Genomic DNA, 23,481 nt, shown 5'->3' on the forward strand with positions numbered 1-23,481 from the left:
TGGCTGTCCGCCCGACCCTGCCGCGATCCGGCCCCGTCCCGACAGCAGAGAGCCGCTGCGCCTGAAGCGCAGCGGCTCTCTGCCCGGCTACGACGGTCTCGCACCACAGACGACCGCCGAGGGCCTTCCGGGGTCACCACCGGTCTACGGCGGTGACCCCGGCCGTCTCCCCTAGATGAATATCGTGTTGGGCGGCAGCCCGCAGAGCACCCGCCCGTACGTCTCGGTGTTGCTGTCCGGGCTGAACATCGGATGCACGCTGATTGCGTGGATGTCCCGGACGACTCGCTGGATCGGCTCGTTGCGGTAGATCGACGAGCCTCCGCTGGCCGACGCGTAGATGTCGATGGCCTCCTTGGACAACCTGGTGGCCCAGCCCTCGTCAGCGCGCACCCGGGCGCGCTCCTCGGTCGTCCACGGCTCACCGCTGGCGGCCTTGGCATCGACCAGCGAGGCAGCATGGTATGCGTGGTACTCGGCCTGCTCGGTCTTCATCACGGCGGTACCGACCTGGATGTGCGTGACCGGCGCCTCTGCCTGGTGTTCGTAGTCGGTGTACCGGATCGGCCGGGACGGCATGCGCTCGAAAAATGCCTCGCGAGCAGCTTTCGCCATTCCGACCAGAATGCCGACCGTGGCCGCAGAACCGGCCAGGATCGTTGGGCTCCGGTAGATGGGCGAGTCAGCGCCCAGCTTCGAAAGAGAATTCGGTCGGATTGCCGACTCCAACGGGATGATGTGCGTTTCGGGAACGAAGATGTCCTTCGCCGTCGTGGTGACGCTGCCACTTGCGGCCATCCCGGACGTGTGCCAGTCGTCGACGATCTGCAGGCTCGACATCGGCACGGCGGCGATGACCGGCTCCGGGTCCGCACCCGGCCGCAGTCGGATGGTAGCCAGTTCCTGCCAGTCCGCGTGCAGCGCGCCGCTGACGAAATGCCACGAGCCGTTCAGCACGGCACCGCCATCGACCGGCACGAGAGTGCCGCTCGGGCTGACCGCACCGCAGATCCGCACGTCAGGCGAGGCAAAGACCTCATCCTGGGCCTCATCCGGGAACAGGCCCACGATCCAGGAGGCGATCCAGTAGGTCGATACAGTCCAAGCCAACGCGCCGTCCGCCCGGCCGAGCTGGATAGCGACGTCCACCAACGTACGTGTATCGGCTTCGAACCCACCGTAGCGAGCCGGCATCCGCAGTTTGAAGACCCCGGCATCAGCGAGGGCCTGGAGAGAGTCATCGTGAAGACGCCGGTTCTCCTCCGACCATTGTGCCTTCTCCCTGAGCGTGGGCACCAACTCCGGCAAGGAGCTCTTCACCTGTTCGAGTGTAGGTTGATGTCTCGAAAGTTCAGTGATCGACACTTTCCGCCTCCAGAGGGGGGACCTGCAACGTGAATCGACCATCGCATATGCAGCACGATCGCGCCTCTTCCTAATTGCCGCGACCTGCCGGCGGCGGTCGCGCAACCGCCGGAGCTGCGCTGCACCGGTCTGGAGAAGGTGCCCTTTCCGCCCCGTCGAGTCTGCCCGCGCCGACCGGGGTCGAGCCGCCCGATCCGCTACGGATCGGATCCGCCTCGTCCGGACGGCCGGACCGCCGGCACCCTCACTTCTTGCGGGCCCTCGCGGTCGCCCGCGAGTTTGCCTTCCCGATCGCATCGACCAGGTCGTCCTTGTTCATGTCCTGCGGGTGGTCGATGCCGACCTGGCGCGCCACCTCGTCGAGGTGGCCTTTGCTGGCGTTGGCGTCGACCCCCTGGGCGGTCTCCCGGGGCTGGCGCAGCGACCGGGGCGTGCCCTGGGCCGCCTGTGGATCGGACGGGCCCAGGCTGTCCTTTGGCTGCCAGTGGTCGCCGACCTTCTCGTGGCTGTGTTTCAACGAGGCGTACGCCGCACGGTGCGCCCGCGCCGGATCGTCGTAGCTCTCCTCGGCCGACTCCAGGGTCTTCTTGTAGGTCCGTACGGCCTTGTCGTCGGAGCGGGCGATCGTGCTGGGCACGTCGTCGCGCATCTGCTCGGCCTGCTGGTGCTTATCGGCCTTCTCCCGCTTGGCAACCATCGTTCCTCCTCACGGACGTCGTCGGCGCCGGGGGGCGGCACTGAGTTTCGCCGTACCGCATCCCATACCCGCGATGCCGCCGGTCATGCCTGTGGATCCATCGCCGCGGCGTCGTCGCCGGTGCGACGTCGCCGGCCCCACGGCCACCGGCCGTCCAGCTCGACCTCCAGGGAGAAGCTGAGGAAGGTACGCACCGCGACGATCATTGCCAGCACGCCGACGCTCTGGAAGGTCGGCGAGATCGCCACGGTACGGATGATGTCCCCGGCGACAAGAAACTCCAGCCCGAGCAGGATCGCCCGGCCAATGTCCTGCCGGTACCGGCGGTAGGTCCCCCGCATGTTCCGCTCACGAAACGCGCCACGCAGGTAGAGCACCGTGCCAACGACTAGGCCGGTAAGGATGATCAGCACACCGAGGGCGTCAACCGTCGTACCGATGACCAGGACAGCTGTCTCGAAGTTCATCCCTGACCACGATGTCCGTCTCGGTTGACGCCCGGTGCACGACCAGGGTAAATCGCGCTATCCGCTCACGGAGCGGGATCTCAGATTTGGCCCCTCAGCTGCCCTCGATCCAGGCCTTCAGAAACGCCCGGCCCAGGTAGCCGGCGATCATCCAACTGTCGAGCGCGCTCAGCACCCGGAAGTCAACCGCTCCGACGATCATGGCGATGGTCAGGCTGAGCACGGCGACCCCGACGACGAGCGTGATCAGCCCCAGTGCCCCGACCTTTAACTGCTGGCCGCTGCCCAGGCTTTGAAACCGGGCGGTCGCCCCACTGCCGGCGACGCCCGCCCGGGGATGCCGCCCGGCCGGGACTGCGGCGTCGGCCAGATCAGCGGTGGCACCCTCGTAAACCGTTGGTTCCAACTGCAGGCTGACGCCGTCGTCCCCGATGAGCTGACGGCCACCGTCCGGCCAGGCCAGCATCGCCGCACAACGGTCGTAGCGCACCGATACCGCCTGCCCGGACTGCCCGGGCCCCGGCGACGAGGCTGACCTCCTCCGCCCCGACGATCAGCTACTGGCCGTCCAGCCCGCCCAGTCCACGGTGGCTGGTGCCGGAAAGCAACCCCACCAGGCCCGGCTCGGCCCGGGTGAAACCGGCCCAGTCGGCGCTCCGGCCACGGGGCGTCATCAGCAGCGACGACGCGTGCGCGGTGGTTGCCACCGCATGCACCGACTCGACGGTAACCTCCTTCAACTGCCGGGTCAGGTCGTCGCTGGACCGCACCGGACGGCCGGTGAGCAGGTTGAACGCGATCGACGGCAGCCGCGCACCGTCCGCTTCCACGCTGGACAACGCATCGGTGGCCCTGCCGACGACGGCAGCCACGTCCGCTTCGTCGATCCGACCCACCCGGATCCTGGCCAGTACGTCGACGAAGCCGCCGAGAACCGCGTCTTCCTTGCCGTTGGGGGCGTCCGTGAGGGCGGTGACCACCGCATTGCCATCACCTCGTGGCTCGTAGCTGGTGGCGGTCGTGTAAGACAGGCCGTCCCGCTGCCGCAGCGCCCGGTACAGTTCCCGCTCGACGACATCGTTGAGCACCCGCGCAGCCGCCCCGGCGGGCACCACCGCGTCCATTGCGGTCGCCCGACCCGGCCCGTAGAAGAACGCCGGCGTACCTGCCAGCGCCGACGAGGCAGCAGGAGCCGGCATCCGGGTCCCGGACGGCAACTCCAGCCGCAGATCTGGCGGCAACTCGGTACCGGCCAGCCAGAGCCCCGCGTTCTCCCGGGTGAAGTACCGGGCCGCCCACTCCTGCAGGTCCTCGGCGGTGATCGCAGGCAGTCCGAGCTCAGCGAACGCACCCAGCCCGTAGTCCCGCGCGCCGTAGCGCCACAGCGGCAACTGGTCGGTGGCGGCAGCCGTCCGGCCGGCCCACTCGGTGTCCAGGATTGCCTTCTCGGGTGTCCAGGCGGTGCACCGGCAGTTCCCGCAACGACCTGCACACCCCGGTCAAAAAGGTGGTGATGTCGTCGACGGAGCCCGACAGGTGAAAGTGAGTCACCACGCTACCGGTGGTGCCGTTGTAGTGGTAGTCGGCGGCGCCGAGCGGATGCAGCACGAGATGTTCGAGCAGATGGGTGAGGCCACGCCGGGCCAGCACCAATACAGCGCGGAAACTGATGCCTCGAAGGCAGAGCGCTATAGCGACATCCGAATGGCTGCCGCAACCTGTTTGGCGCAGAGCTACGCCGGCGACCACCGCCGAGCGTGCCGAGGCCTTCCGCGGCGCCCGGATCATCGGGCAGAACGGCTTCATCAAGGTATTCGATGGGGCCGACGCCGACGCGCTGTCGGTCCTGCTGGCAGCCCCTCGCGACGACGAATCGGCGGCGCGCAGGGCATGACCAGAACGACGCCCACCCGTCCGGATCGCCCTGGGCATGCGAACGGTGACATTCGGCGTCCGCTCGCCTCCCCTCTACCTGGCGGCGACGGTCCTCTCCCTTGGCCGTAGGGCGTGGTTCACCTGCTGGGCAATGTTCCTGACGCGGTTCGCGGGCCTCTCCACGACCGAGTTCGCGATCGGCATCACGGTCGCGGGCGTCGCGGGCCTTGTCCTCGGCGGACCGGCCGGATATCTCGCCGACCGGCTCGGTGCACGCGAGACGCTGATGGTGATCGGTGCGGTGCAAAGGCTCGCCGTCTGCTCGTTCGCTTTCACGCGGCAGTTCTGGGGCCTCGCCGCGATCACCTGTCTGGCCGTCGGCGCGGAACGCACGGCACCGGCCTTTCGGATCGCCCTCATCGCCGGCCTAACCAGCGGCGAGCAGCGGCTGAACAGCCTCGCCACGGCCCGCTCGCTGACACAGAGCGGGATGGTGGTCGGCGCGCTGCTCGGTGCGCTGGTCCGGTCCCTCGACAACCGCCCCGCGTACGTGTCCCTCGTTTTCGGCTACGGCGCCGCCTGCTTCTGCTTCACCCTGCTGCTGACCCACGTCCCGCACGTGGCGTCGCTTCGGGACCGGAAAGTCCGGCGCAAGGCTCTGGCGGTACGTGACCGGCCCTTCCTCGCCATCTGCGGCTTCAACGGCATGCTGGCCCTCAGCTGGGCCCTGCTGGACGTGGTGCTGCCGCTGTGGATCAGCGCGCACACCGGCGCGCGCCCCGCTGGATCATCGGCGTGCTCATCGGCGGCGACGCCGGCGCCGGCGTCGCCCCGCAACGGCGTGCGGTCCGGCACGCCGACCGGGTTGCGACGGCGGCCCGGATGGGGCTCTGGTCGGGCTTGGCGCTCGCGGTGTCGTGCCTCGTCTTCGCGGCCTCCTATCACCGGTCGGGCACCGTGGTCGTCGCCGTACTTGCGGTCGCAGCGGCCGTCCACGTCGCTGGCGAGCTCGGCTTCGTCAGCAGCGGCTTCGGCCTTTCGGTCGCGCTGGCCCCCGACGACGCCCACGGCGAATATCAAGGCATGCTCGGCATGGCACAGTCCGGGGCGCTGATACTGGCGCCCGGTCTGCCGACGGTGCTGCTGGTTGACTGGGGCGTCGGCGGCTGGTTCGTGCTCGCCGCGTTCTTCCTTGCCGGCGGCGTCGGAACACTACGCTCCGCTGCCTGGGCGCAGCGCCAACACGTTGAACGAATCGGGGAGGGAGTCTGATGCCCTCCATTGAGTTCTTCGGCTACGACGCCGAGGAGCGCGCCCGGATAGAGTAACGGGTGCGTGAGCGGCTGGTCAGCGAGAACTTCCGCATCGACTGCGTCTTCGTGGCGGGCCAGCCGACCGTCGTCCGCGACTGGCGGGGTCAAAACGCCGCCGATCGTCGGGGTGAGCACTCGCTCGGAGCAGCGCGCGGCCCGCTTCAAGGAACTGCTCGCCGCCGTCTGCGACCTTGCGGTCGTACAGCCGCATTGCCGCCCTCAGCCCGCTCCTTGATCCTGAAGCTGCTGGGAGTCGTACGACTCCCTGTGGGGGTTCCGGGGGGTGATTTGAGATTGCATAGAAAGACGTATGCCCTGACTGGCGTTGTCGCTGGTCAGGGCATAGATTATGTGGAGCTGAGGGGATTCGAACCCCTGACCCCCTCGATGCGAACGAGGTGCGCTACCGGACTGCGCCACAGCCCCAGAATCGGGTGATCCGCTGCCAGACCAGCAGTGGACCGGCGACAAGGCTAACAGGTCGGGCACCCGACGCGCGAATCGATCCCGCCCGGGCGCGCGGGTCTACCCGGCACGCACCCCGGCTCCCACCACACCTCGACGCCGGTCAGGACCGGCCGTCGTAGCTGCGGCCGGCCTCGTAGGCACGGCCCCGCAGTCCGCCCGTGCGGCGGTAGGAGACCGACCCGCCGACCCCACCGCTGGCCGCCGCCGGCAGGTCACGCGGCCGGTCCAGGCCCATCGCGGCGCGACGCATCACCTCCCGCTGGGCGGCGAGCCGGCGCTGCTGCTCCCGGCGGGCAGCGGCCCGTCGGGCCTGCTCACGGCGCACCTCGGCCTGCCGGGCGGCCAGCCAGGCCGCTTCCCGGGCGCGGTGCCGGCGGCGACGGCGGTCGGCGATCGCCCGGTTGCGCAGATGCACCAGGTACACGGCGAGCAGCACCGCAGTGACCGCGAAGCTGATCCAGAAGCCGGGGCCGACCACCAGCACCCCGATCAGCTCGACCAGGTTGAGCAGCAGCAAGGCGGCGAAGACCCGCCGGCGGCGAACCACTGCCGGGGTGTGCCGACGGGCTGGGGCACGGCGCGGTCGGACGCCGGCAGTCGGGACGAGCCGCAGCCGGCCACCCCGTCGACCGGCGCCTGGCCGACCGCCGGCCGGCAGCGGAGCGGACGGATCGTTGAACGACTCGGCGTCGGGCGCCGTACCACCTTCCGGACCGGCAGCGCGGCGCACGGTAAGCCGGCGGGGCGGGTTGACCGGCCGTTTCCCGGGCACGGTGCGACGACGGCGGCGGCGTTGCAGCACCCGCGCCGTCGACTGCGCCCGCTCCGCCACCAGGCGCTCGGTAGCGTCGTACCGGCGGACCAGCGCCGGTGCGAGGGCGAGCAGCCCGGCGGCGGCGAGGACGGCGAGGAGCACCGAGGTCGGCACCCTCACCCCTCCCGTCACCCCGAGGCAACCCGCCACCCATGCACGGACATGAAGGCTTGATAGGTTGCCGTACCTTCTCGTTACTTGAGGTTACGGGCGTCCGACCAGGAATTTTGTACGCCGCGCCGACCATGGCCGGCGGTTGTGTTCAGTGGGCGCTGGCCTGCAGCCGTCGCCAGCGGGCCAGCAGTCCCCCTTCGACCAGCACATCCTCGCTGGTCAGGGCATATCCGATGTGGTCACGCCAGGCACCGTCGATGTGCATGTAACGACGATGATAGGACTCCTCACGGAAACCGAGCTTCTCAACTACACGCCGTGACGGAATGTTCTCCGGTCGGACGTTGACCTCGATGCGGTGCAGTCCGCCGGCGGCGAAGGCGTGGTCCACTGCCAGGGCCAACGCGGTCGGGATCACCCCCCGCCCGGCGACCGAAACGTCCACCCAGTAGCCGGCGTAGCCGGAGCAGAACGCCCGCCGCACGATGTTGCCGATGTTCAGGTGACCCACCAGCCGTTCGGCACCCGCCTCGACCAGACAAACCGCGAACGGCATACTCTCACCGCGCCGCGACTGTCGACGCTGGTCACGGTAGAGGTAGCGGAACGCGTCCGGCGAGTTCAGCTCGTGCCACGGGCCTGGCGGCGCTGGCTCCCACGGGGCCAGCCAGGGCTGGTTACGCCGCCGGACCGCCGACCATTCGGCGGCGTCACTGCGACGGTACGGGCGCAGCAGCACCGGACCGTCGGTGAGCACCACCGGCCAGCCCGGAGCCTCGTCCCCGATCACCGCTGCCGGTCCAGCAGCAACACGTCGACGGTAGACCCGGCGGCGGCGGTGGTCACCCGCTCACCGAGCACCAGCAGGCCGTTCGCCTCGGCCAGCCCGGACAGGGTGAACGGCCCGCCGGGCAGCGGCTGCACGGTGTAGCCGCCGCCGCGCCGCTCCGCGACGTTGGCCGGACGGAACTCCCGCAGGCCGACCGGCGACGACACGGTCTCCAGCAGATGGGCACGCACACTCGGCCGGAACACCGGCTCGGCACCGGCCAGCAACTGGATCACCGGCCGGGCCAGCACCTCGAACCCGACCAGCGTGGAGCCGGGCTCCCCGGGCAGGCAGACCACGGGCACCTCCTCGGCTCCGACCGTACCGAATCCGAGGGCTGTTCCGGGATAGAGCGCGACCTCGGTGAAGGTGACCGGCCCCGCGCGGCCCCCTTCCCGTCGGCTAAAGATCCGCCGGACCATGTCGCCGGGCCCGGTGCCGGTGCCGCCGGTGGTGATGATCAGATCGGCCCGCATCGCCTGATCCTCGAGCAGCCCCCGCAGCCCCTCCGGATCGTCGTCGCAGATACCCACCCGGTACGCCAGCGCGCCCACCTCGGCGACAGCTGCGGTGAGCGCGTGCGAGTTGGCATCCACCACCTGCCCCGGCTGGCTGCTGCGGCCCACGTCGACCAACTCGTCACCGGTCGCCACGATCACCACCCGCGGGCTGGGCCGGACCACCACGTGCCCGATCCCGGTGGCGGCGAAGACCGCCACCATCGCCGGCGTCACGTAGGAACCGGCGCGGGCCAGGACCGCCCCGGCCGGCAGTTCGTCGCCGGCCCGCCGCAGCCCTGACCCGCGCCGGGGCACCTGGAAGATCTCCACCGCGGCCATGCCCTGATCGGTCCAGTGGATCGGCACCACCACGTCGGCGGCGATCGGCAACGGCGCCCCGGCCGCCACCGAGAAGCAGGTGCCCGGGGTCAGCCGGACCGGCCGCCAGCTCGCCGCGCCCAGGTCGCCCACCACGTTGAGGCGCACCGAGCGGGGTACGCCCGGGGTCGCCGACCGGCTGGCCGGGATCACCCTGCTCCCCCGGCCGGCCGAGGCGATGTCCTCCCAGCGTGCCGCGTAGCCGTCGATGACGGCCTGGTCAAACGCGGGAAAGGCGTGCGGCGCCACGACATCCTCAGCGAGGAGGTTGCCGTGCGCCTGGGTCAGGTCGAGGTCGAGCGGCGGCAGCGGCCGAATCCTGCGCAGCACACTGCCCAGGTATTCGGCGAGCGGCGTCAGCTCGTTGAAGGCCGCCTCGGCACCGGCCGTCGCGGTCATGTAGAGGGTACCCCTGGCGCGTCGGCCACGAACTCCTTCAGCCACGCCCGGAACTCGTCACCAAGCCCTTCCCGCTGACAGGCGATCTGCACCACGGCCTGCAGGTAGCCCAGCGGCGCCCCGGTGTCGTAGCGGGTGCCCCGGTAGACGATGCCGTGCACCGGTGTCCCCTCGGCCAGCAGCATCGCCATCGCGTCGGTCAGCTGAATCTCGCCGCCGCTGCCCGGCTTGGTCCGCTTGATCGCCTCGAAGATGTTCGGTGGCAGCACGTAGCGGCCCAGCACCGCGAGGTTGCTCGGAGCGTTCTCGGCCGACGGCTTCTCCACCAGCCCGGTCACCCGGACGATGTCGGCACCGTTCTGCACCGACTCGGCGGCCGGTTCGACCGACGCGATGCCGTACCGCTTCGTTTCGGTCGGCGGCACCTCCATGAAGGCCAGCACGATCCCGCCGGCTCGGGCCTGCAGGTCGATCATGGCCGGCAGCAGCGGGTCGTTCTCGTCAACGAACTCGTCGCCGAGCAGCACCGCGAACGGTTCGTTGCCGACGTGGCTCTGCGCGCAGCCCACCGCGTGGCCCAGTCCGAGCGGCTCGTGCTGGCGGCAGGTGTAAATCTCGGCCAGCTCGCTCGGCCGCCGAATCGCGGCCAGCCGCTCCTGGTCGCCCTTGTCGGCGAGCCGGCCTTCCAGGTAGGGCTGCCGGTCGAAGTGGTCAACCATGGAGGTCTTGCCACGGCCGGTGATCAAAAGTACGTCGTTGATCCCGGCGGCGGTGGCCTCCTCGACGATGTACTGCAGGACCGGCCGGTCGACCAGCGGGAGGAGTTCCTTCGGCACGGCCTTGGTGGCCGGCAGGAACCGGGTGGCGAGCCCGGCGGCGGGGATGACCGCCTTTACCGCCCGCTGATCCGCGTTGGCGGTGAGGGTCGTTGCTGGGGTGGCTGCATGCTCCGACATGCCGCGAGACTATCGGCCACGGGTCTGTCGCGGCGGCTGTGGCCCGAAAGACGCGCCGCCACCGCGCGACGGTCCGCCCTCCGGGGTGGCCGCGCCGCCGCCCGCCGGTACCCGGGTCGACCGGGCCGGCGCCCGGTCAGCGACGTGGAAAGTGTCCCGGCCAGCTGCTTTCGCGGCGTACAGTGCGTCGTCGGCGGCGTCGAGGACCTCCTCGCCGTCGCCGGCGTGGTCCGGGTAGACGGCAATGCCGATCGATACCGTTACCGACACGGTGGCGTGTGCCCGCCGGCCGGCCCCAGCGTACGGCTCGACTTGGATCGGGCGGTCGCGGATCGCGGCACAGAGTCGCTCCGCGACGGTGGCCGCGCCACGGACGTCGGTCTCCGGCAACAGCACCACGAACTCCTCGCCGCCCTGCCGGAAGGCCAGGTCCACCTCACGGATCTCGGCGCGGATCCGGCGGGCGAACTCGACCAGGACACTGTCCCCGGCCGCGTGCCCGTAGGTGTCGTTGATGTCCTTGAACCGGTCCAGGTCGAGCACGAGTATGGCGAGCATCCGACCGAACCGGTTGGCCCGTTCGATCTCCCGGTGGATCGACTCCCGCAGGTGCCGGTAGTTCCACAGCCCGGTCAGCGGGTCGGTCACCGACAGCCGCTCGGCCTCCTTGTGCATCCGTACGTTGTTGACCGCCACCGCCGCATGCCCGGCGAAGGTCCGCAGCGTCATCAGATCGGCGTCGTCGAACTCGTCGCCGCCGAGCCGGTCGTAGACGGCCAGCACCCCGAACGCGGCGGGCGCGCCCGGACCATGCCGGCCGGGGGCACGCTGCCCACCCGCCCCGGGCACCCCCACGCCGAGCTCATCGGTCCAGTTCGGCACCGAGAAAGGCACCGCGACATAGGTCCGGCAGGCCGGCTCGTACGCCGACAGGGCCGGACCGTCGCGTTCGATCCGTCCCCGTTTCGGCTGACCGCTGACGGCCACCGTGCCGAGCAGTCCACTGCCGAGCGGCACGTGCAGCGTCCCGTCCGGCCCCGCCTGGCTGGCGGCCGGGTCCGGTCCCGCCGGCTGATTGACCGCCGGGCCGGTGCCCGACGACGTGGTGGCCGGGTCGGTGCCGGCCGGGGTCGTCCGGTTGGACGACTGGCCGACCAGCACCCCGGCCGCCGGGTCGAGCACCAGTACGGCACCGTCCCGCGCCCCGGTTGCGGCCAGCGCGGTCTGCAGAATCACCCGCAGGATGCGCTGCAGATCGTGGGTGCTCGACAGGGTGTCGCCCAGAATCGTCAGCTGGCCGCGCAGCTGGTCCCGGCTCGCGGTCAGGGCCTGCACGTACGCCTGCGCCTCGCGGGTCATCCGGTTGAAGATGGTGGCAAGCTCGCTCACCTCGTCCGAGCCGCGTACCGGGACCCGGGCGGCCAGGTCACCGTCGACCACTCGGCTCGCGGCGTCGGCGAGCTCGGCCAGTGGCTGCGTGGTGGACCGGGCCAGCCACCAGGCGGCGACCACCGCGAGCAGTCCTGCCAGGACGACTGTCGCCACCAGCACCGCGTACAGACCGGACAGCTGGTCCCGGGGGGTGGACAGCACCATCGGCAACAGCTGGCCGTCGTCCGGGCCGAGCCGGCGCACCTGCCGGCCGCCGTCGGTCCAGCTGGTCCCGCCGTCGGCGAGCCGGCCGGCGGTGGCCACCACGTTGCCCCGCACCTGGGACGGCTCGGTGCTGTGCACCACCGTGGCCCGGTCGGTGTCGGCGAGCAGGGTGATGCCCACGCCGGTGGACGCGGCGAGCCGGGCGACGAGGTCGGCGTCCAGCAGTTTGACCGCTGACACCTGACCGGCCAGGGCACCGTTCTCGTCCCGGACCTCGGCGAAGGCCGCGAGGGTCGGCATCGCCCCGCTGCCACCGGTGCCGTCCGGCGCGGGCACCGTCGCCGACCCGGCACCGTCCGGCGACCCGGTGCCGGTGTCCGCCGATGGCGCCTGCCACGACTGTCCACTACCGGTGCTGCCACTTCCACCGTTGTCGTCCTGCCCGCTCGCACAGTCGACCCAGGGCGCCGACGGCGGGTCGGCGGTGGCCACGATCGACGCACCGTCCGGGCCGATCACCTGGACTGCGGAGGCGAGGCCACGGGCCACCGCCTGGTCGGCGGCAACGGCCAGTCGGGCTGGATCGGGCAGCAGCAGAGCCACCGCGCCCGCGGCAGCCTCCAGCTGGCTGCACAGCGCGTTGACCGAGGTGCCGACGCTGGCGGTGGCCAGGTCGAGGCGTTCGGTGGACCGGCTCTGCCCGACCGCCGCGACGGTAGCGCCGACAAAGAACGCCCCGAGCAGGACCGGCCCGAGCACGACCGTGAGGAAAGCGGTGGTCAACCGTCCGCGCAGGGTCACGCTTCCCCCAGAGGATTCTGCACCTGATGGTGCGATGCTGACACAAGCCAGATATTCCGCAGCGGTTGCCACCAGGAGTGTTGAGTGTCGGATTTTCCCGATGGAGCGAACGCCTGTTCATCGATCAAGGACAGACTCCGTGCTGACATTCTCGCCCAGCGGCGCAAGCTGACGCCCGACCAGCTCACCCTGGCCGGTAGCCGGGTCAGGGCCACCGTACGTCAGCTGATCGATCTGGTCAGGCCGGCGCAGGTCGCCGGGTACCTGCCGATCGGCAGCGAACCTGGTGGTCCGGGGCTCGCCGGCCTGCTCGCCGAGGCGGTCGGCGGACCGGACCGGGTGCTGCTGCCGGTCCTGCTGCCCGACCGGGACCTCGACTGGGCCCGGTTCGACGGGCCGAATTCAACCGGTACGTCGGGCCAGACCGGCACATCCGGCCAGACCGGCGCGTTCGGCCGGACAGGAACCTCCGACCGGAAAGGCACCGCTGGACTGCGGCAACCGGCCGGTCCCCGGCTGGGCCGCGCGGCGGTGGCCGACGTCGAGCTCGTCGTGGTGCCGGCCCTCGCCGTCGACCACCACGGCGTACGGCTGGGTCGTGGTGGCGGCTCCTACGACCGCGCGCTCGCCCGGGTGCCCGGTGGCGTACCGGTGGTCGCCCTGCTGCACGACGGCGAGCTGCTGCCGCACGTCCCAGCCGAGCCGCACGACCGACCAGTGTCAGCGGTGATCACACCGTCGGAGGTGCGCTGGTTCACTCCCGCACGGTGAGCTCTGCCGCTTCCCGCTGGACGTAGTGGGGTCCAATGGCGGATCATTGGCACTCGAATGGGTTGAGTGCCAGATGGCCTAGCCAGTGTCGGAGGAGACCGTGCCTACGTACCAGTACGCCTGCACCGCGTGCGGACACCAGCTTGAGGCGGTGCAGTCGTTCACCGACGAGCCCCTGCGCGACTGCCCGTCGTGCACCGGGCGACTTCGCAAGGTGTTCAACTCGGTGGGCATCGTCTTCAAGGGCTCCGGCTTCTACCGGACCGACTCGCGCAACGGCCAGGGCGGCGACTCGACCAACGGTTCCTCGGCGCCGTCGTCGGACAAGCCCGCGGAGAAGAAGGACGCCGCGGCGTCCACCGGCGGCAAGACCGACAGCGGTGGCAGCTCGTCGAACAGTTCCGGCGGCACCTCGACGTCCGGCGGCTCGACCAAGGCACCTGCCGCAGCGGGATCGACGAACAGCTGACCCGGACCGACGGCGGGCAGACCGACCAGTCAGCTCCAGTGCGGTGGACGCTCGGCCAACAACCAGGCGTCGTCCGAGCTGGTGGTCCGCTCGCCCCAGCCCAGGTCGGTGTCGTCGCTGGTCTGCTCGGGCAGCAGCGGCGCGTCGTCGTCGCTCAGGTCGACGAGACGATCGTCGTCACCACGGCCGTCCGGCACGGTGAGGCCGGTCACCGCTCATCCGTTGTTCGCACCCCACCAGGTTACCGCCCCGGCCGGTGAGCCGTCGGAGCCCGGCACCGCGCTGGCCGAGCCGTCGGAGCGGGCCGGTGAATTGATAGCGTCGTCTGCCGTGACCACAGATGACGGCGCGGGCGACGACGCGTACTGGCGGCGCCCGGACCCGGACGCCCCCGCCGGTGGACCGGGCAGCTCGGCCGGTGCCGGGCCAGTCGGCTACAGCGGGCCACCGGTCGGCAGCCCGCCGCCGCCCGGCTGGCGTCCGCCGGTGGTGGTCAATCCGGCTCCGCCCGGCACGCTGCCGCCGCAGGACCTGGCCGCGCTCGACGGTGCGGAGCGCAACGCCCGCACGGTCACCTACGGCGTCGGAATGATCGCCGCCGCTGTCATGATCATCCTGACTTGTCTGCTCTGCTCCCGGCTGGTGTTCTGACCGGCGGACCTGGCCCAGGCGCACCGCGCGGCAACCACCCGAACCCGCTGTGGCCACCGCCACGATGCCCATGGTTCTATCTTGTACCGCGCCCACCTGCGTGTTTCGATGGACAGATGCCGGCCGAGGAGGAGTTGCGCAGCCGGGGTCTGCGGGTCACCCGGCCGCGGCTCGCCGTCCTCGACGTGCTCGCGCAAGGCGGGCATCTCGGCGTGGACGAAATCGCCCGCCAGGTGCGCAGCCGCATCGACTCGGTCTCCACCCAGGCGGTCTACGACGTGCTGAACGTCTTCGCCGAAGCCGGTCTGGCCCGGCGGATCGAGCCGGCCGGTGACGCGGCCCGCTACGAGCGACGCACTGGGGACAACCACCATCACGTGGTCTGCCGCGAGTGCGGCGTGGTTGCCGACGTCGACTGCGCGCTCGGCACCGCGCCATGCCTGGAGCCGACCGCCGACCACGGATTCGTGATCGACGAGGCGGAAGTCACCTTCTGGGGGTTGTGTCCCGACTGCCAGGCGAGGGCGGCCCGGTGACTGCCGACGACGACCTCGGGCTGTTCGGTCCCGGATCGGTCACCTGGCGGGTGCACGACGAGCCGATTCTCGTCGTCGCCGGGCTACGCAGCCTGTACCTGCAGGCGCTGCACCCGAGGGCGATCGCCGGAGTGGCGCAAAACTCGAGCTACCGAAGTGACCCGTTCGGTCGGCTGATGCGCACGTCCACCTATGTTGCGACCACGGTCTGGGGCACCACCGCCGAGGCGGACGCCGCCGCCGCCCGGATCCGCCGGCTGCACGCCCGCCTGCGGGCCACCGACCCGTCCACCGGCACCGAGTTCCGTGTCGACGAGCCCGACCTGCTGCGCTGGGTACACGTCGCCGAGGTCGAGTCGTTCCTAAACACCGCCACCCGCGCCGGCCTGCGGCTGACCCCGGCCGAGGCGGACCGCTACTACGCCGAGCAACGGCGCAGCGCGGCACTGGTCGGTCTCGACCCGGACAGTGTCCCCGGCAGCGCGGCCGATGTCGACGCGTACTACCGAGTGGTCCGACCGGACCTGCGGATGACCCGCGAGGCGGCCGACACCGCGCTGTTCCTCACCGCCCCGCCGGTACCCGGTCAGCTCAGTCTGCCGTGGCGGCTCGGGTTGGGTTTCGGCCCGCCCCGGCTGGCGTACCTGGGTGTGGCGGCCACCGCGATCGGTCTGCTGCCGGCCTGGGCCCGACGCATGTACGGCGGCCTTGGCCTGCCGACCACCGACCGCTGCGCGGCGGTCGCCGCCCGGGGCCTGCGGTTGGCGTTGCGGGCGGTGCCGCGCAACCTGGTGGAGGGACCGATCCGCGCCGCCGCGCGCAGCCGGGCAGAACGGGCCGCCGCCCCGGTCACTCCTGCGGCGTACGCGGCTGCGGTGGCGCCGTGAGCAGCCGCTCGACGGCGGCCCACTGCTGCTGCTCCGGGTAGCCGTCGCCGGCCGGGCACACCCGCCGGTAGTCGCACCAGCCGCAGAGCGTGCCCGGCGACGCCGGAAACGCCTCGTCCGGGTCTGCGCCGTCGGCGACGGCCCGCTCCGCACCGGTGATGTCCCGGGCCGTCGCCTCCGCCCGGGTGACCTGCCGGTCCAGCGACTCGCTGCTGTGTTCGAAGGAGCTCACCGTACCGGTCGGCAGATGGTGCAGCTCCACCCGCCGGCAGGGCCGGCGGAAGACCCGCTGCGCGGCGTACGCGTAGAGCGCGAGCGCCTGCGAGCCACGCGCGTCGTCGGACGTCAGCCCGGCCCGTCCGGTCTTGTAGTCGACGATCACCGCCTCCGGACCGTCCGGGCCGGTCCGGGCGTCGATTCGGTCGGCCCGACCGTTGAAGGCCAGCACCGACGTCTTAGCCGCCACCACCCGTTCGACACCGAGCGGCTCGACGGCCGGGTCGAGCTGGTCCAGGTACGCCTCCAGCCACTGCAGGGCCTGCCGGTACGCGGCGCGTTCCTGCTCCTCGTCGCGGTACCCGTCACGCACCCAGGTGCCCTTGAGCAGGGCTGCCGCCGCCTCTGGACGGCGCTGCTCCGCCGGGCGGGCGAACCAGGCCCGCAGCGCGGTGTGCACGCTGGCGCCGAGTGAGTTGTGCGCCCACGGCGGGCCTTTGGGCGGCGCCGGCCGGTCGACGTAGCTGTAGCGGTAGCGACGGGGACAGTCCGCGAACGCGGCCAGCTTGCTCGGCGTACAGACAAAGAGCCGCTCGGGCATACCGTCGAAACCGAGCTGCTCGGCCTGGGCGGGACGGGCAGCCGTGGCCGGACGGGCGGCGCCGGAGGACCGCCGGCCCGACGGGGAGGAAGGTCGGGACACGTCCCTGATCCTGCCACGGGACCGCCGACGGTCAGCCGGCGGCTACATAGGAACGGACGAAGGCGGCGACGGCGTCGGCGATCAGCTGGACGGCGATCGCGGCGAGCAGCAGGCCGGCGATCCGGGTCAGCACCTCGATGCCGCCCGGCCGGAGCACCTTGACGATGCCGCCGGAGAACCGCAACGTCAGCCAGACCACCACCATCACCGCGACGATGCCGAGCGCGATCGCCAGATGGTCGGCGGCGGTCTCGGCACGCTGCACGAACAGCATGGTCGCCACGATCGCACCCGGACCAGCCAGCAGCGGGGTGCCCAGCGGGACCAACGCGATGTTGGACGTCGACTGCTGGCCCGGGTCGTCGGCCTTGCCGGTGAGCAGTTCCAGCGCCACCAGGATGAGCAACAGTCCGCCAGCGGCCTGCAGCGCCGGCAACTCGATGTGCAGGTAGGCGAGCAGCGTCTGCCCGGCGACCGCGAAGACCACGATCACGCCGAGGGCCAGCGCCACCGCTTGCCAGGCGGCCCGACGGCGTTCCCGGACCGGCAACGCTCCGGTGAGTGCGAGGAAGATCGGCACCATGCCGGGCGGATCGGTGATCACCAGCAGGGTCACGAAGACCTCGCCGAACAGCTTGAAGTCCACCAGGTCAACCTAGTGACCGACGGATCGCCGGTCCGGACGGGTCCGGACCCGGGTCCTGGTCGGGGTCAGATCAGATCGGTGGTACGCCGTGTGCCGCCGCGACCAGCCGTTCGTACGCTGCCGGGGCGGTGGTGTACTCGCCCAGCCGGACCGTCTTGTGGCTGCCGTGGTAGTCGGAGGAACCGGTTGCGACCAGCCCGAGCTCATCGGCGAGCCGGCGTACATGTGCCCGCTGGTCCGGCCGGTGATCGGCGTGGTCGGCCTCCAGGCCGGTCAGCCCGGCCGCAGCCAGGTCGGCGATCATGCTGTCCGGCACGGTCCGCCCTCGCTTGGTCGCGGCCGGGTGGGCGAAGACCGTGACCCCGCCTGCCTCGTTGACCAGCCGGACTGCGGTGAAGACGTCGAGGTCGTCCTTGGGCAGCCGGTAACGCCGGCCGAGCCATTCGGGCCGGAACGCCTCGTCGGTGTCGGCGACCAGGCCGGCCCGGATCAGGGCCTGGGCGATGTGCGGCCGGCCGACGGAGCCGCCAGCGGCGTAGCCGAGCACCGCGCCCCAGCTGATGTCGAAGCCGTCGGCGCGCAGCTGATCGACGATGCGCTCGCCGCGTACCGTCCGGGCTGCCCGGACTCGGTCCAGCTCGGCGGTCAACGGGCCGTAGGTCGGATCGAACAGGTAGCCGAGCAGGTGCAGCGGGATGGACGGCTCGGTCCCGTACCACCGGCAGGAGATCTCGGCGCCGCGGACCAGGGTGAGCCCGGCCGGGCGGGCCGCGGCCGCCGGTGCCCAGCCGGCGGTGGTGTCGTGGTCGGTGAGCGCCAGCACCGCGAGACCTGCGGCGGCGGCCTGCCGAACCAGGTCCGCCGGGTCGACCGTGCCGTCGCTGGCGGTGGAGTGGGTGTGCAGGTCGATCCGGCTGTCGACGGTCATCTGCGGTCCGGGGCACCGGCCACCAGCACCGGTTCGGCGTCGATGGCGGCCGGGGTCGGTACGGCGATGTGCTCCACTGCACCACCCTGGCCGGCGCTGATCCGGTCCACGTTGATCTGGACCAGCTGGTCGGCGCCGGCAGCGTGCACCACGCTGTCATGATCCGCCCAGACGGTGCTGCCGGCAAGCCGCTGCCCGGCTTCCCGCACCGCGCCGATCTGGTCGTCGAAGACCTGGTTCAGGTCTACGAGCAGGGCCAGCTCGGGCTCGCTGGCCACCCGCGCGTCCGCGACCCCGTTGGCCACCAGCCACCTGCCGTCCGCGGAGACCGCTCCCCGGCCGTCGCCGGTCAACGGCACTGTGCAGGCGGTCTTCACCGCAGTGAGGTCTTGTTCGACGTCCAGCAGGGCCAGGCAGGGACCGCCGGACGCGTCGTGCACCTGGGCGACGACGGTCTGCCCGTCCGGCAACACGCCGTACACGACGCTGGCGGCCTCGCTCCAGCTGGTCCGAGACTCAGCCTGGCCGGGCCGCCAGACGCCGTAGCCGCGGCGCCGCTCGCCGCCGCCGTCGCGTTCCAGCAGTACGGCGTCGCCGGCGAAGCCGACCGGCCGGCTCTGCTTCGGTGCTCGACCGCGTCTGGTGCCGGCCAGCTCACCGTGCACCACCGAGGCCACGGCCAGCTCGGCGCCGTGCAGCCAGGCGATCCGGGTCCCGACCGGATCAACCGCGACCGCGTCGACACCGGCCAGCATCACTTGCGGGGTGGTGTCGGGCGCCACGAACCACACTCCGGCCACACCGTCGGCCGATGTTTCGGTAACGACGAGCCAACCGTCCGTCAACCGGCTGGCCTGGGCGACGCCACCGACCTGAGCGAGGTCCATCCGTTGGCCGTCGGCGGTGCGCAGTTCGCCGGCCACCACGAGGTCGACCGGGGGTGCCTGGGTGGTGGCGGCCAGCGGTTGACTGCGCAGGTCCTCGCTGAACGGCAGCGGGGCAGCCGGAGCGGCCGGGGTCCTCGCTGTGACGTCCCCGCCGGTCACCATCAGCGGTTCAGCAAGGGCCGGCGGTTCCGAGCTGTCAACGAGCAGCAGGTGGCCACCGACGACGCCGGCAGTGGCGAACAGGCAGAGACAGAACGCCGCAGCAGCTCCGTTGCGGGCCCGACGAGTCCGGCGGGCCCGGCGCATCGCACGGTCGGCGAGATCGGCGACCGCAGGCGGGTCGACGGCCTGGTCGCTCAGAGACTGCCGCAGCGCTCGCTCAAGGTCGTCGGTCGCCACGACAGATGGACGCCGCCGTGTCGGTGGAAGGTTGTCGCCTGGCGGCCCGGAGGAACCGTCGCTGCGCGGCCTGAAGCAACCGTCGCTGGGCGGCCTGGGAAAGGAAGTCACCGGTTCGCTACACCACTACTCTGGTGGATCGCACCGGTGCCGCCTGCGCTGGTGCCGGCAGCGGACGGGCGGTGGTCGGCACCGCCACGGCGGGCCGGGCCGAGCGGGATGCGGCGACGGCCGGGGCGACTGTGGCCGGAACAAGGTGTGGTTCCTCGGCGGCGAGCCGTTTGCGCAGCGTGCCGAGCGCCCGGGAGGTCTGACTCTTCACCGTGCCCGGTGAGATGTTCAACAGGGCCGCGGTCTGGGCCTCGGAAAGGTCTTCGTAGTAGCGCAGCACCAGCACAGCACGTTGTCGGGCGGGCAACGCCTTGACATGGCGCCAGAGGACGTCCCGGTCCAGCTGCTGTTGGATGAGGTCCGGGCCGGCCCGTTCCGGCAGCGTCTCCGTCGGACGTTCACCGTGCCAGCGCCGACGCCACCAGCTGGTCGCGGTGTTGACCAGCACCCGGCGGGCGTACGGCTCCACCGCCTCGATCTGGCCGAGCCGCTTCCAGGCCAGGTACGTCTTGGTCAGCGCGGTCTGCAGCAGGTCCTCGGCCGTCGCCCAGTCACCGGCGAGCAGATAGGCGGTACGCAGCAGCGCCCCGGATCGGGATGCGACGAACTCGCGGAAGTCCTCCTCCACGGAGTTGCTGGGCGTCATCGGCTACCTCCCCCGTCACCGGACACGGTACGCCGAACAGGACACCGTCGAGGTCGGACCGACCGGTGGTGGGGCCGGGCGGAAGGACACAACCGCGACGCTGTCACGCTCCGTCTTCCGCTTTGGCGGCGGCTTCGTCCTTGCTCAACCGTGCCTCGACAGCCTGCGGCTCGTACATCTCCTCGACCACCCGGAGGTAGAGCTCGTTCGGGTTCGGCAGGTGCTTGACCTCGCGCAGCGCCTGCTCCTGGCCGGCCGATTCGAGAATGAACGTGCCGTAGTTGAGGAAGCGGCCGAGCGGTGACTGCTCGTACTTCATGTCGGTCACCCGCAGCAGCGGCATCATCGCCACGTTACGGGTGACGATGCCGTTGACCACCATCACCCGCTTGTTGGTGAGGATGAAGCGGTCGAACCACCAGTCCGCGATCTTCCAGCCGACCCAGCCGAGCACACCGAGCCAGAGCAGCACCGCCACCGTGGTCAGGCCGCCGACGTCCTGACCGGCGAGGAAGCCGGAGAGGTAGCCGAGGACGAAGGTCGCGACCACCCCGATCAGCAGTGGGGTGGACAGGTGGATCCAGTGCCGTTTCCACTCGCCCCGGTAGCGTTCGGTGGGGAAGAGATACCGCGCGACCAGCGAGGTGGGCTCGTCCTCGAGGGGCAGCACCCGGCGTGGCTGCACCGGCATGCCGGAGGCGTCGGCCTGGAGGCCGGCGAGTTCGTCGGCGGAGATGTCCGGCGGCGAGTAGCTGATGATCGGTTCGTCGGGCACCTGGCGGGTGCCGCCGCCGTAGCCGGCGCCGCTGGCGTACGCGGGGCCATCCGAGTACGCCGGGCCGTCCCCGTAGGACGGCCCCGCACCGAAGTGGGGGCCGTCCTCCGGACGGATCTGCGGAATCGGCTCGGTGTCGCGTTGACGGCGCCGGCGTGCGGCCTCGTCGTCAGCGTCGGGGGGCTCGGAGGGGTTGCCCATGGACGACTAGGCCACGAGGCTGGTGAAGAAGTCGCCGAACCCCTGCGCAATGTCGACGATGCCGCCGCCCACCGACTTGAACACGTCGGCCGCCGAGTCGGGCCGGAACGCGACGAAGAAAATCAGGAACGCGATTCCGCCCCAGGTGAGGACCTTCTTGACCATTGCGGGCCATCCCCCTCCGTGTGGCGCGCCGCGACGCTCGTCCCGGCGATACTAGAATATCAGCCCATCGTCCCGCGGTGGTGTAGTTGATCGTGGGAAAAGGTGTTCACGCTTTCCCGTGCAGGTACGGCGACGGTGCGCCGTACACGATCCCGGTCGGCACCTCCTCGGACAGGTCGTGCAGGACGATCTCCTCGGCCAGCAGGTAGCCGGCGTTCGCCGGCCAGGCCACTGCGTACAGCCACCGGCCGCACGCCTCACCGACGTAGGCACAGCGGTCCGGCTCGGCCGGAACCGACCACAAGGGAGTTGGGTGTCCGCCAGCCCGCAGCTTGGCGTGCGGACCGCCGCCGCCCGGACCGCCAGCGGTGGTCTGCTGGTCACCGAGCACCCCGGTCAGTAGCTGCCCGGGGTCCGGGCCGGGCAGTCCGGCGAACCGGGTGCCCAGACCCACCCCGGGCTCCTCGGCGACCAGCACCAGATCGGCCGGCCCGCCGGAGACCGGAGCGGGGCCACTGAACGCGGTGACCGTCGCCCGGACCGCCTCCCGGTCGTCGCCGACCCAGCCGACACCGGTCAATGTCCAGCCCGCCAGCAGCGGCCAGATCGCCCACAGTGGCACCGGCCCGGCCCGGCCCGGCCCGGCGGTGGCCAGCAGCCGGTGCGCCACACTCGCGACGATCTCAGCCCCGATGTGCTCGGCGACGTGCAACGGGGGCACCGGCCCGCAACCGTCGCAGCGGGACTCGGTGTGCATCAGGTCGGGCGGCCGCACCGGGCCTCCGCAACGAGGACAGCTCACCATCACACCCACGCCACCCACGTTGCTCGCCGTGCCGCTCCCCCGTCAAGCGAACCCGCTTTTTCGGTTGTTCTTTCCCTCTGTCGCGGGTCGGTACGCCCACCTGGCCAGGACGTTCGCCACTACCGGCCAATCCACGCCGCCTCAGCCCGGTCGACGCGGTCACCGCCCGGTCGCCGCCGGCGTCTCGGCAGGGTCCGGCGGCGGCCCGGCGTGCGCCTGGATCCACGCGTGCATCGCGATGCCGCTCGCCACCCCAGCGTTGATCGACCGGGTGGAACCGTACTGGGCGATCGAGAACAGCAGCTCACAGCCGGCCCGGGCGTCGTCGGACAGACCGGGGCCCTCCTGTCCGAACAGCAGGACGCAGCGGCGCGGCAACCGTACCGTCTCGATCGGCCGGGAACCGGCCAGGTTGTCGATCCCGACGACCGGCAGTTGGAGCCGACCTGCCCAGGCCAGCAGGCCAGCGATATCGGCGTGGTGGCGGACGTGCTGGTACCGGTCGGTGACCATGGCACCCCGGCGGTTCCACCGACGCCGCCCGACGATGTGCACCTCGGCGGCGAGAAAGGCGTTCGCGTTGCGGACCACCGTGCCGATGTTCAGGTCGTGCTGCCAGTTCTCGATCGCCACGTGAAACGAGTGCCGGCGCTGGTCGAGGTCGGCGACGATCGACTCGCGGCGCCAGTACCGGTAACGGTCGACGACGTTGCGGCGGTCCCCGGCGGCGAGCAGTTCGGGGTCGTAACGCGGGTCCGAGGGCCAGTCACCGGGCCACGGGCCGACGCCGATCTGCGCCACGCCGGTCCGGGCGTCGTCACTCACTCCGTCGCCGACCGGCGGACCCGACCGCGCTGTGCTCTGCCACTGTTCCACGCTCTGCAGAGCCTACGGACCGGTCGCCGGCGCCAGGATGCGGGACATCACTGCCCAGGGGCGCCGTCGGGCTGCCGACTTCGCATCCGCGCGCTTGCTGAACGGGCCTCGTTTCCGGGCCTGGACGCAATGAACGGCGGGGCCCTCCCCGGCACCCGCCGTCCACGCTCTGATATCTAGAGATTCTGCCGGACCCACCCCGGCTCGGGAAGGGCAGGAGCGGAGACGGAAGTCACA

At 71.2% G+C, this 23,481-nt stretch carries 28 protein-coding genes and 1 tRNA gene; 7 read left to right on the forward strand and 22 right to left on the reverse strand.

What is annotated here, in order from left to right; translation table 11 throughout:
• Window positions 1–171 precede the first annotated feature (171 nt).
• The 6 genes from ACFHWS_RS15510 to ACFHWS_RS15535 all read right to left on the reverse strand — a co-directional run bounded on the left by ACFHWS_RS15510 (window position 172) and on the right by ACFHWS_RS15535 (window position 4,335).
• Complete coding sequence (locus ACFHWS_RS15510; protein WP_416568420.1) at window positions 172–1,407, reverse strand: acyl-CoA dehydrogenase family protein; 1,236 nt, start codon at window positions 1,405–1,407, stop codon at window positions 172–174.
• 202 nt (window positions 1,408–1,609) lie between these two features.
• Window positions 1,610–2,062, reverse strand: coding sequence for a ChaB family protein (locus ACFHWS_RS15515; RefSeq protein ID WP_416568421.1), 453 nt, complete (start codon window positions 2,060–2,062; stop codon window positions 1,610–1,612).
• Window positions 2,063–2,145: 83 nt separating this feature from the next.
• Window positions 2,146–2,529, reverse strand: coding sequence for a DUF1622 domain-containing protein (locus ACFHWS_RS15520; protein WP_416557563.1), 384 nt, complete (start codon window positions 2,527–2,529; stop codon window positions 2,146–2,148).
• Window positions 2,530–2,623: 94 nt separating this feature from the next.
• Entirely contained in the window at window positions 2,624–3,019 is a 396-nt protein-coding gene (locus ACFHWS_RS15525) for a hypothetical protein (protein WP_416568422.1), read from the reverse strand.
• 67 nt (window positions 3,020–3,086) lie between these two features.
• Complete coding sequence (locus ACFHWS_RS15530) at window positions 3,087–3,920, reverse strand: hypothetical protein (protein WP_416568423.1); 834 nt, start codon at window positions 3,918–3,920, stop codon at window positions 3,087–3,089.
• A complete protein-coding gene (locus tag ACFHWS_RS15535) occupies window positions 3,868–4,335 on the reverse strand; it encodes a hypothetical protein (RefSeq protein WP_416568424.1) in 468 nt (155 codons plus the stop codon). Before ACFHWS_RS15535 ends, ACFHWS_RS15530 begins: the two co-directional genes overlap by 53 nt.
• 124 nt (window positions 4,336–4,459) lie before the next feature.
• Between ACFHWS_RS15535 and ACFHWS_RS15540 the strand changes: the two genes are divergently transcribed.
• Window positions 4,460–5,518, forward strand: a complete 1,059-nt coding sequence (locus ACFHWS_RS15540) for an MFS transporter (RefSeq protein ID WP_416568425.1) — start codon at window positions 4,460–4,462, stop codon at window positions 5,516–5,518.
• Window positions 5,497–5,676, forward strand: coding sequence for a hypothetical protein (locus ACFHWS_RS15545; RefSeq protein ID WP_416568426.1), 180 nt, complete (start codon window positions 5,497–5,499; stop codon window positions 5,674–5,676). The genes ACFHWS_RS15540 and ACFHWS_RS15545 overlap by 22 nt, the downstream gene beginning before the upstream one ends.
• A 393-nt stretch (window positions 5,677–6,069) precedes the next feature.
• On the opposite strand, the gene ACFHWS_RS15550 is transcribed toward ACFHWS_RS15545, so the two are convergent.
• The 6 genes from ACFHWS_RS15550 to ACFHWS_RS15575 all read right to left on the reverse strand — a co-directional run bounded on the left by ACFHWS_RS15550 (window position 6,070) and on the right by ACFHWS_RS15575 (window position 12,530).
• A tRNA-Ala gene (locus tag ACFHWS_RS15550) sits at window positions 6,070–6,143 on the reverse strand.
• A gap of 142 nt (window positions 6,144–6,285) precedes the next feature.
• On the reverse strand, window positions 6,286–7,113 hold the full coding sequence (locus ACFHWS_RS15555) for a hypothetical protein (protein WP_416568447.1): 828 nt from the start codon (window positions 7,111–7,113) through the stop codon (window positions 6,286–6,288).
• A gap of 148 nt (window positions 7,114–7,261) precedes the next feature.
• Entirely contained in the window at window positions 7,262–7,903 is a 642-nt protein-coding gene (locus ACFHWS_RS15560) for a GNAT family N-acetyltransferase (RefSeq protein ID WP_416568427.1), read from the reverse strand.
• Window positions 7,900–9,219, reverse strand: coding sequence for a gephyrin-like molybdotransferase Glp (gene glp, locus ACFHWS_RS15565; protein WP_416556202.1), 1,320 nt, complete (start codon window positions 9,217–9,219; stop codon window positions 7,900–7,902). The genes ACFHWS_RS15560 and glp overlap by 4 nt, the downstream gene beginning before the upstream one ends.
• On the reverse strand, window positions 9,216–10,175 hold the full coding sequence (locus ACFHWS_RS15570) for a UTP--glucose-1-phosphate uridylyltransferase (protein ID WP_416568428.1): 960 nt from the start codon (window positions 10,173–10,175) through the stop codon (window positions 9,216–9,218). Before ACFHWS_RS15570 ends, glp begins: the two co-directional genes overlap by 4 nt.
• Before the next feature lie 9 nt (window positions 10,176–10,184).
• Window positions 10,185–12,530, reverse strand: a complete 2,346-nt coding sequence (locus tag ACFHWS_RS15575) for a diguanylate cyclase (RefSeq protein WP_416556281.1) — start codon at window positions 12,528–12,530, stop codon at window positions 10,185–10,187.
• Window positions 12,531–12,656: 126 nt separating this feature from the next.
• Here ACFHWS_RS15575 and ACFHWS_RS15580 point away from each other — a divergent pair, with 126 nt between their 5' ends.
• Window positions 12,657–13,343, forward strand: a complete 687-nt coding sequence (locus ACFHWS_RS15580) for a 5-formyltetrahydrofolate cyclo-ligase (protein ID WP_416556204.1) — start codon at window positions 12,657–12,659, stop codon at window positions 13,341–13,343.
• A gap of 100 nt (window positions 13,344–13,443) precedes the next feature.
• Window positions 13,444–13,812, forward strand: a complete 369-nt coding sequence (locus tag ACFHWS_RS15585) for an FmdB family zinc ribbon protein (RefSeq protein WP_416556205.1) — start codon at window positions 13,444–13,446, stop codon at window positions 13,810–13,812.
• A gap of 29 nt (window positions 13,813–13,841) precedes the next feature.
• Here ACFHWS_RS15585 and ACFHWS_RS15590 read toward each other — a convergent pair whose 3' ends face one another.
• Window positions 13,842–14,024: a hypothetical protein gene (locus ACFHWS_RS15590; protein WP_278171565.1), complete on the reverse strand. Its 183-nt coding sequence runs from the start codon at window positions 14,022–14,024 to the stop codon at window positions 13,842–13,844.
• A gap of 118 nt (window positions 14,025–14,142) precedes the next feature.
• Between ACFHWS_RS15590 and ACFHWS_RS15595 the strand changes: the two genes are divergently transcribed.
• From ACFHWS_RS15595 to ACFHWS_RS15605, 3 genes are all read left to right on the forward strand, one after another.
• Window positions 14,143–14,463 carry a translation initiation factor 2 gene (locus ACFHWS_RS15595; protein ID WP_416556207.1) on the forward strand — a complete coding sequence of 107 codons (321 nt, stop codon included), beginning with the start codon at window positions 14,143–14,145 and terminating at the stop codon, window positions 14,461–14,463.
• Between the two features lie 116 nt (window positions 14,464–14,579).
• A complete protein-coding gene (locus ACFHWS_RS15600; RefSeq protein WP_416556208.1) occupies window positions 14,580–14,999 on the forward strand; it encodes a Fur family transcriptional regulator in 420 nt (139 codons plus the stop codon).
• A complete protein-coding gene (locus ACFHWS_RS15605) occupies window positions 14,996–15,886 on the forward strand; it encodes an oxygenase MpaB family protein (protein WP_416568429.1) in 891 nt (296 codons plus the stop codon). Before ACFHWS_RS15600 ends, ACFHWS_RS15605 begins: the two co-directional genes overlap by 4 nt.
• On the opposite strand, the gene ACFHWS_RS15610 is transcribed toward ACFHWS_RS15605, so the two are convergent.
• From ACFHWS_RS15610 to ACFHWS_RS15650, 9 genes are all read right to left on the reverse strand, one after another.
• Window positions 15,849–16,805 carry a PD-(D/E)XK nuclease family protein gene (locus ACFHWS_RS15610; protein ID WP_416556210.1) on the reverse strand — a complete coding sequence of 319 codons (957 nt, stop codon included), beginning with the start codon at window positions 16,803–16,805 and terminating at the stop codon, window positions 15,849–15,851. The genes ACFHWS_RS15605 and ACFHWS_RS15610 overlap by 38 nt on opposite strands.
• 31 nt (window positions 16,806–16,836) lie before the next feature.
• Window positions 16,837–17,451, reverse strand: coding sequence for a MarC family protein (locus ACFHWS_RS15615; RefSeq protein WP_416556211.1), 615 nt, complete (start codon window positions 17,449–17,451; stop codon window positions 16,837–16,839).
• 70 nt (window positions 17,452–17,521) lie between these two features.
• Window positions 17,522–18,379 carry a PHP domain-containing protein gene (locus ACFHWS_RS15620; protein WP_416568430.1) on the reverse strand — a complete coding sequence of 286 codons (858 nt, stop codon included), beginning with the start codon at window positions 18,377–18,379 and terminating at the stop codon, window positions 17,522–17,524.
• Complete coding sequence (locus ACFHWS_RS15625) at window positions 18,376–19,665, reverse strand: hypothetical protein (protein WP_416556213.1); 1,290 nt, start codon at window positions 19,663–19,665, stop codon at window positions 18,376–18,378. Before ACFHWS_RS15625 ends, ACFHWS_RS15620 begins: the two co-directional genes overlap by 4 nt.
• Window positions 19,666–19,783: 118 nt before the next feature.
• On the reverse strand, window positions 19,784–20,422 hold the full coding sequence (locus tag ACFHWS_RS15630) for a SigE family RNA polymerase sigma factor (RefSeq protein WP_416556214.1): 639 nt from the start codon (window positions 20,420–20,422) through the stop codon (window positions 19,784–19,786).
• Between the two features lie 103 nt (window positions 20,423–20,525).
• Complete coding sequence (locus tag ACFHWS_RS15635; protein ID WP_416556215.1) at window positions 20,526–21,398, reverse strand: PH domain-containing protein; 873 nt, start codon at window positions 21,396–21,398, stop codon at window positions 20,526–20,528.
• Between the two features lie 6 nt (window positions 21,399–21,404).
• Window positions 21,405–21,563, reverse strand: a complete 159-nt coding sequence (locus tag ACFHWS_RS15640; RefSeq protein ID WP_199757972.1) for a hypothetical protein — start codon at window positions 21,561–21,563, stop codon at window positions 21,405–21,407.
• Window positions 21,564–21,669: 106 nt separating this feature from the next.
• Window positions 21,670–22,368: a DUF6758 family protein gene (locus ACFHWS_RS15645; RefSeq protein WP_416568448.1), complete on the reverse strand. Its 699-nt coding sequence runs from the start codon at window positions 22,366–22,368 to the stop codon at window positions 21,670–21,672.
• 159 nt (window positions 22,369–22,527) lie between these two features.
• Window positions 22,528–23,169, reverse strand: a complete 642-nt coding sequence (locus ACFHWS_RS15650) for a TrmH family RNA methyltransferase (RefSeq protein WP_416556283.1) — start codon at window positions 23,167–23,169, stop codon at window positions 22,528–22,530.
• Window positions 23,170–23,481: the final 312 nt, after the last annotated feature.

The sequence above is a fragment of the Micromonospora sp. LOL_013 genome, from assembly GCF_048060315.1.
In the GTDB taxonomy this organism is placed as follows: domain Bacteria; phylum Actinomycetota; class Actinomycetes; order Mycobacteriales; family Micromonosporaceae; genus Micromonospora_E.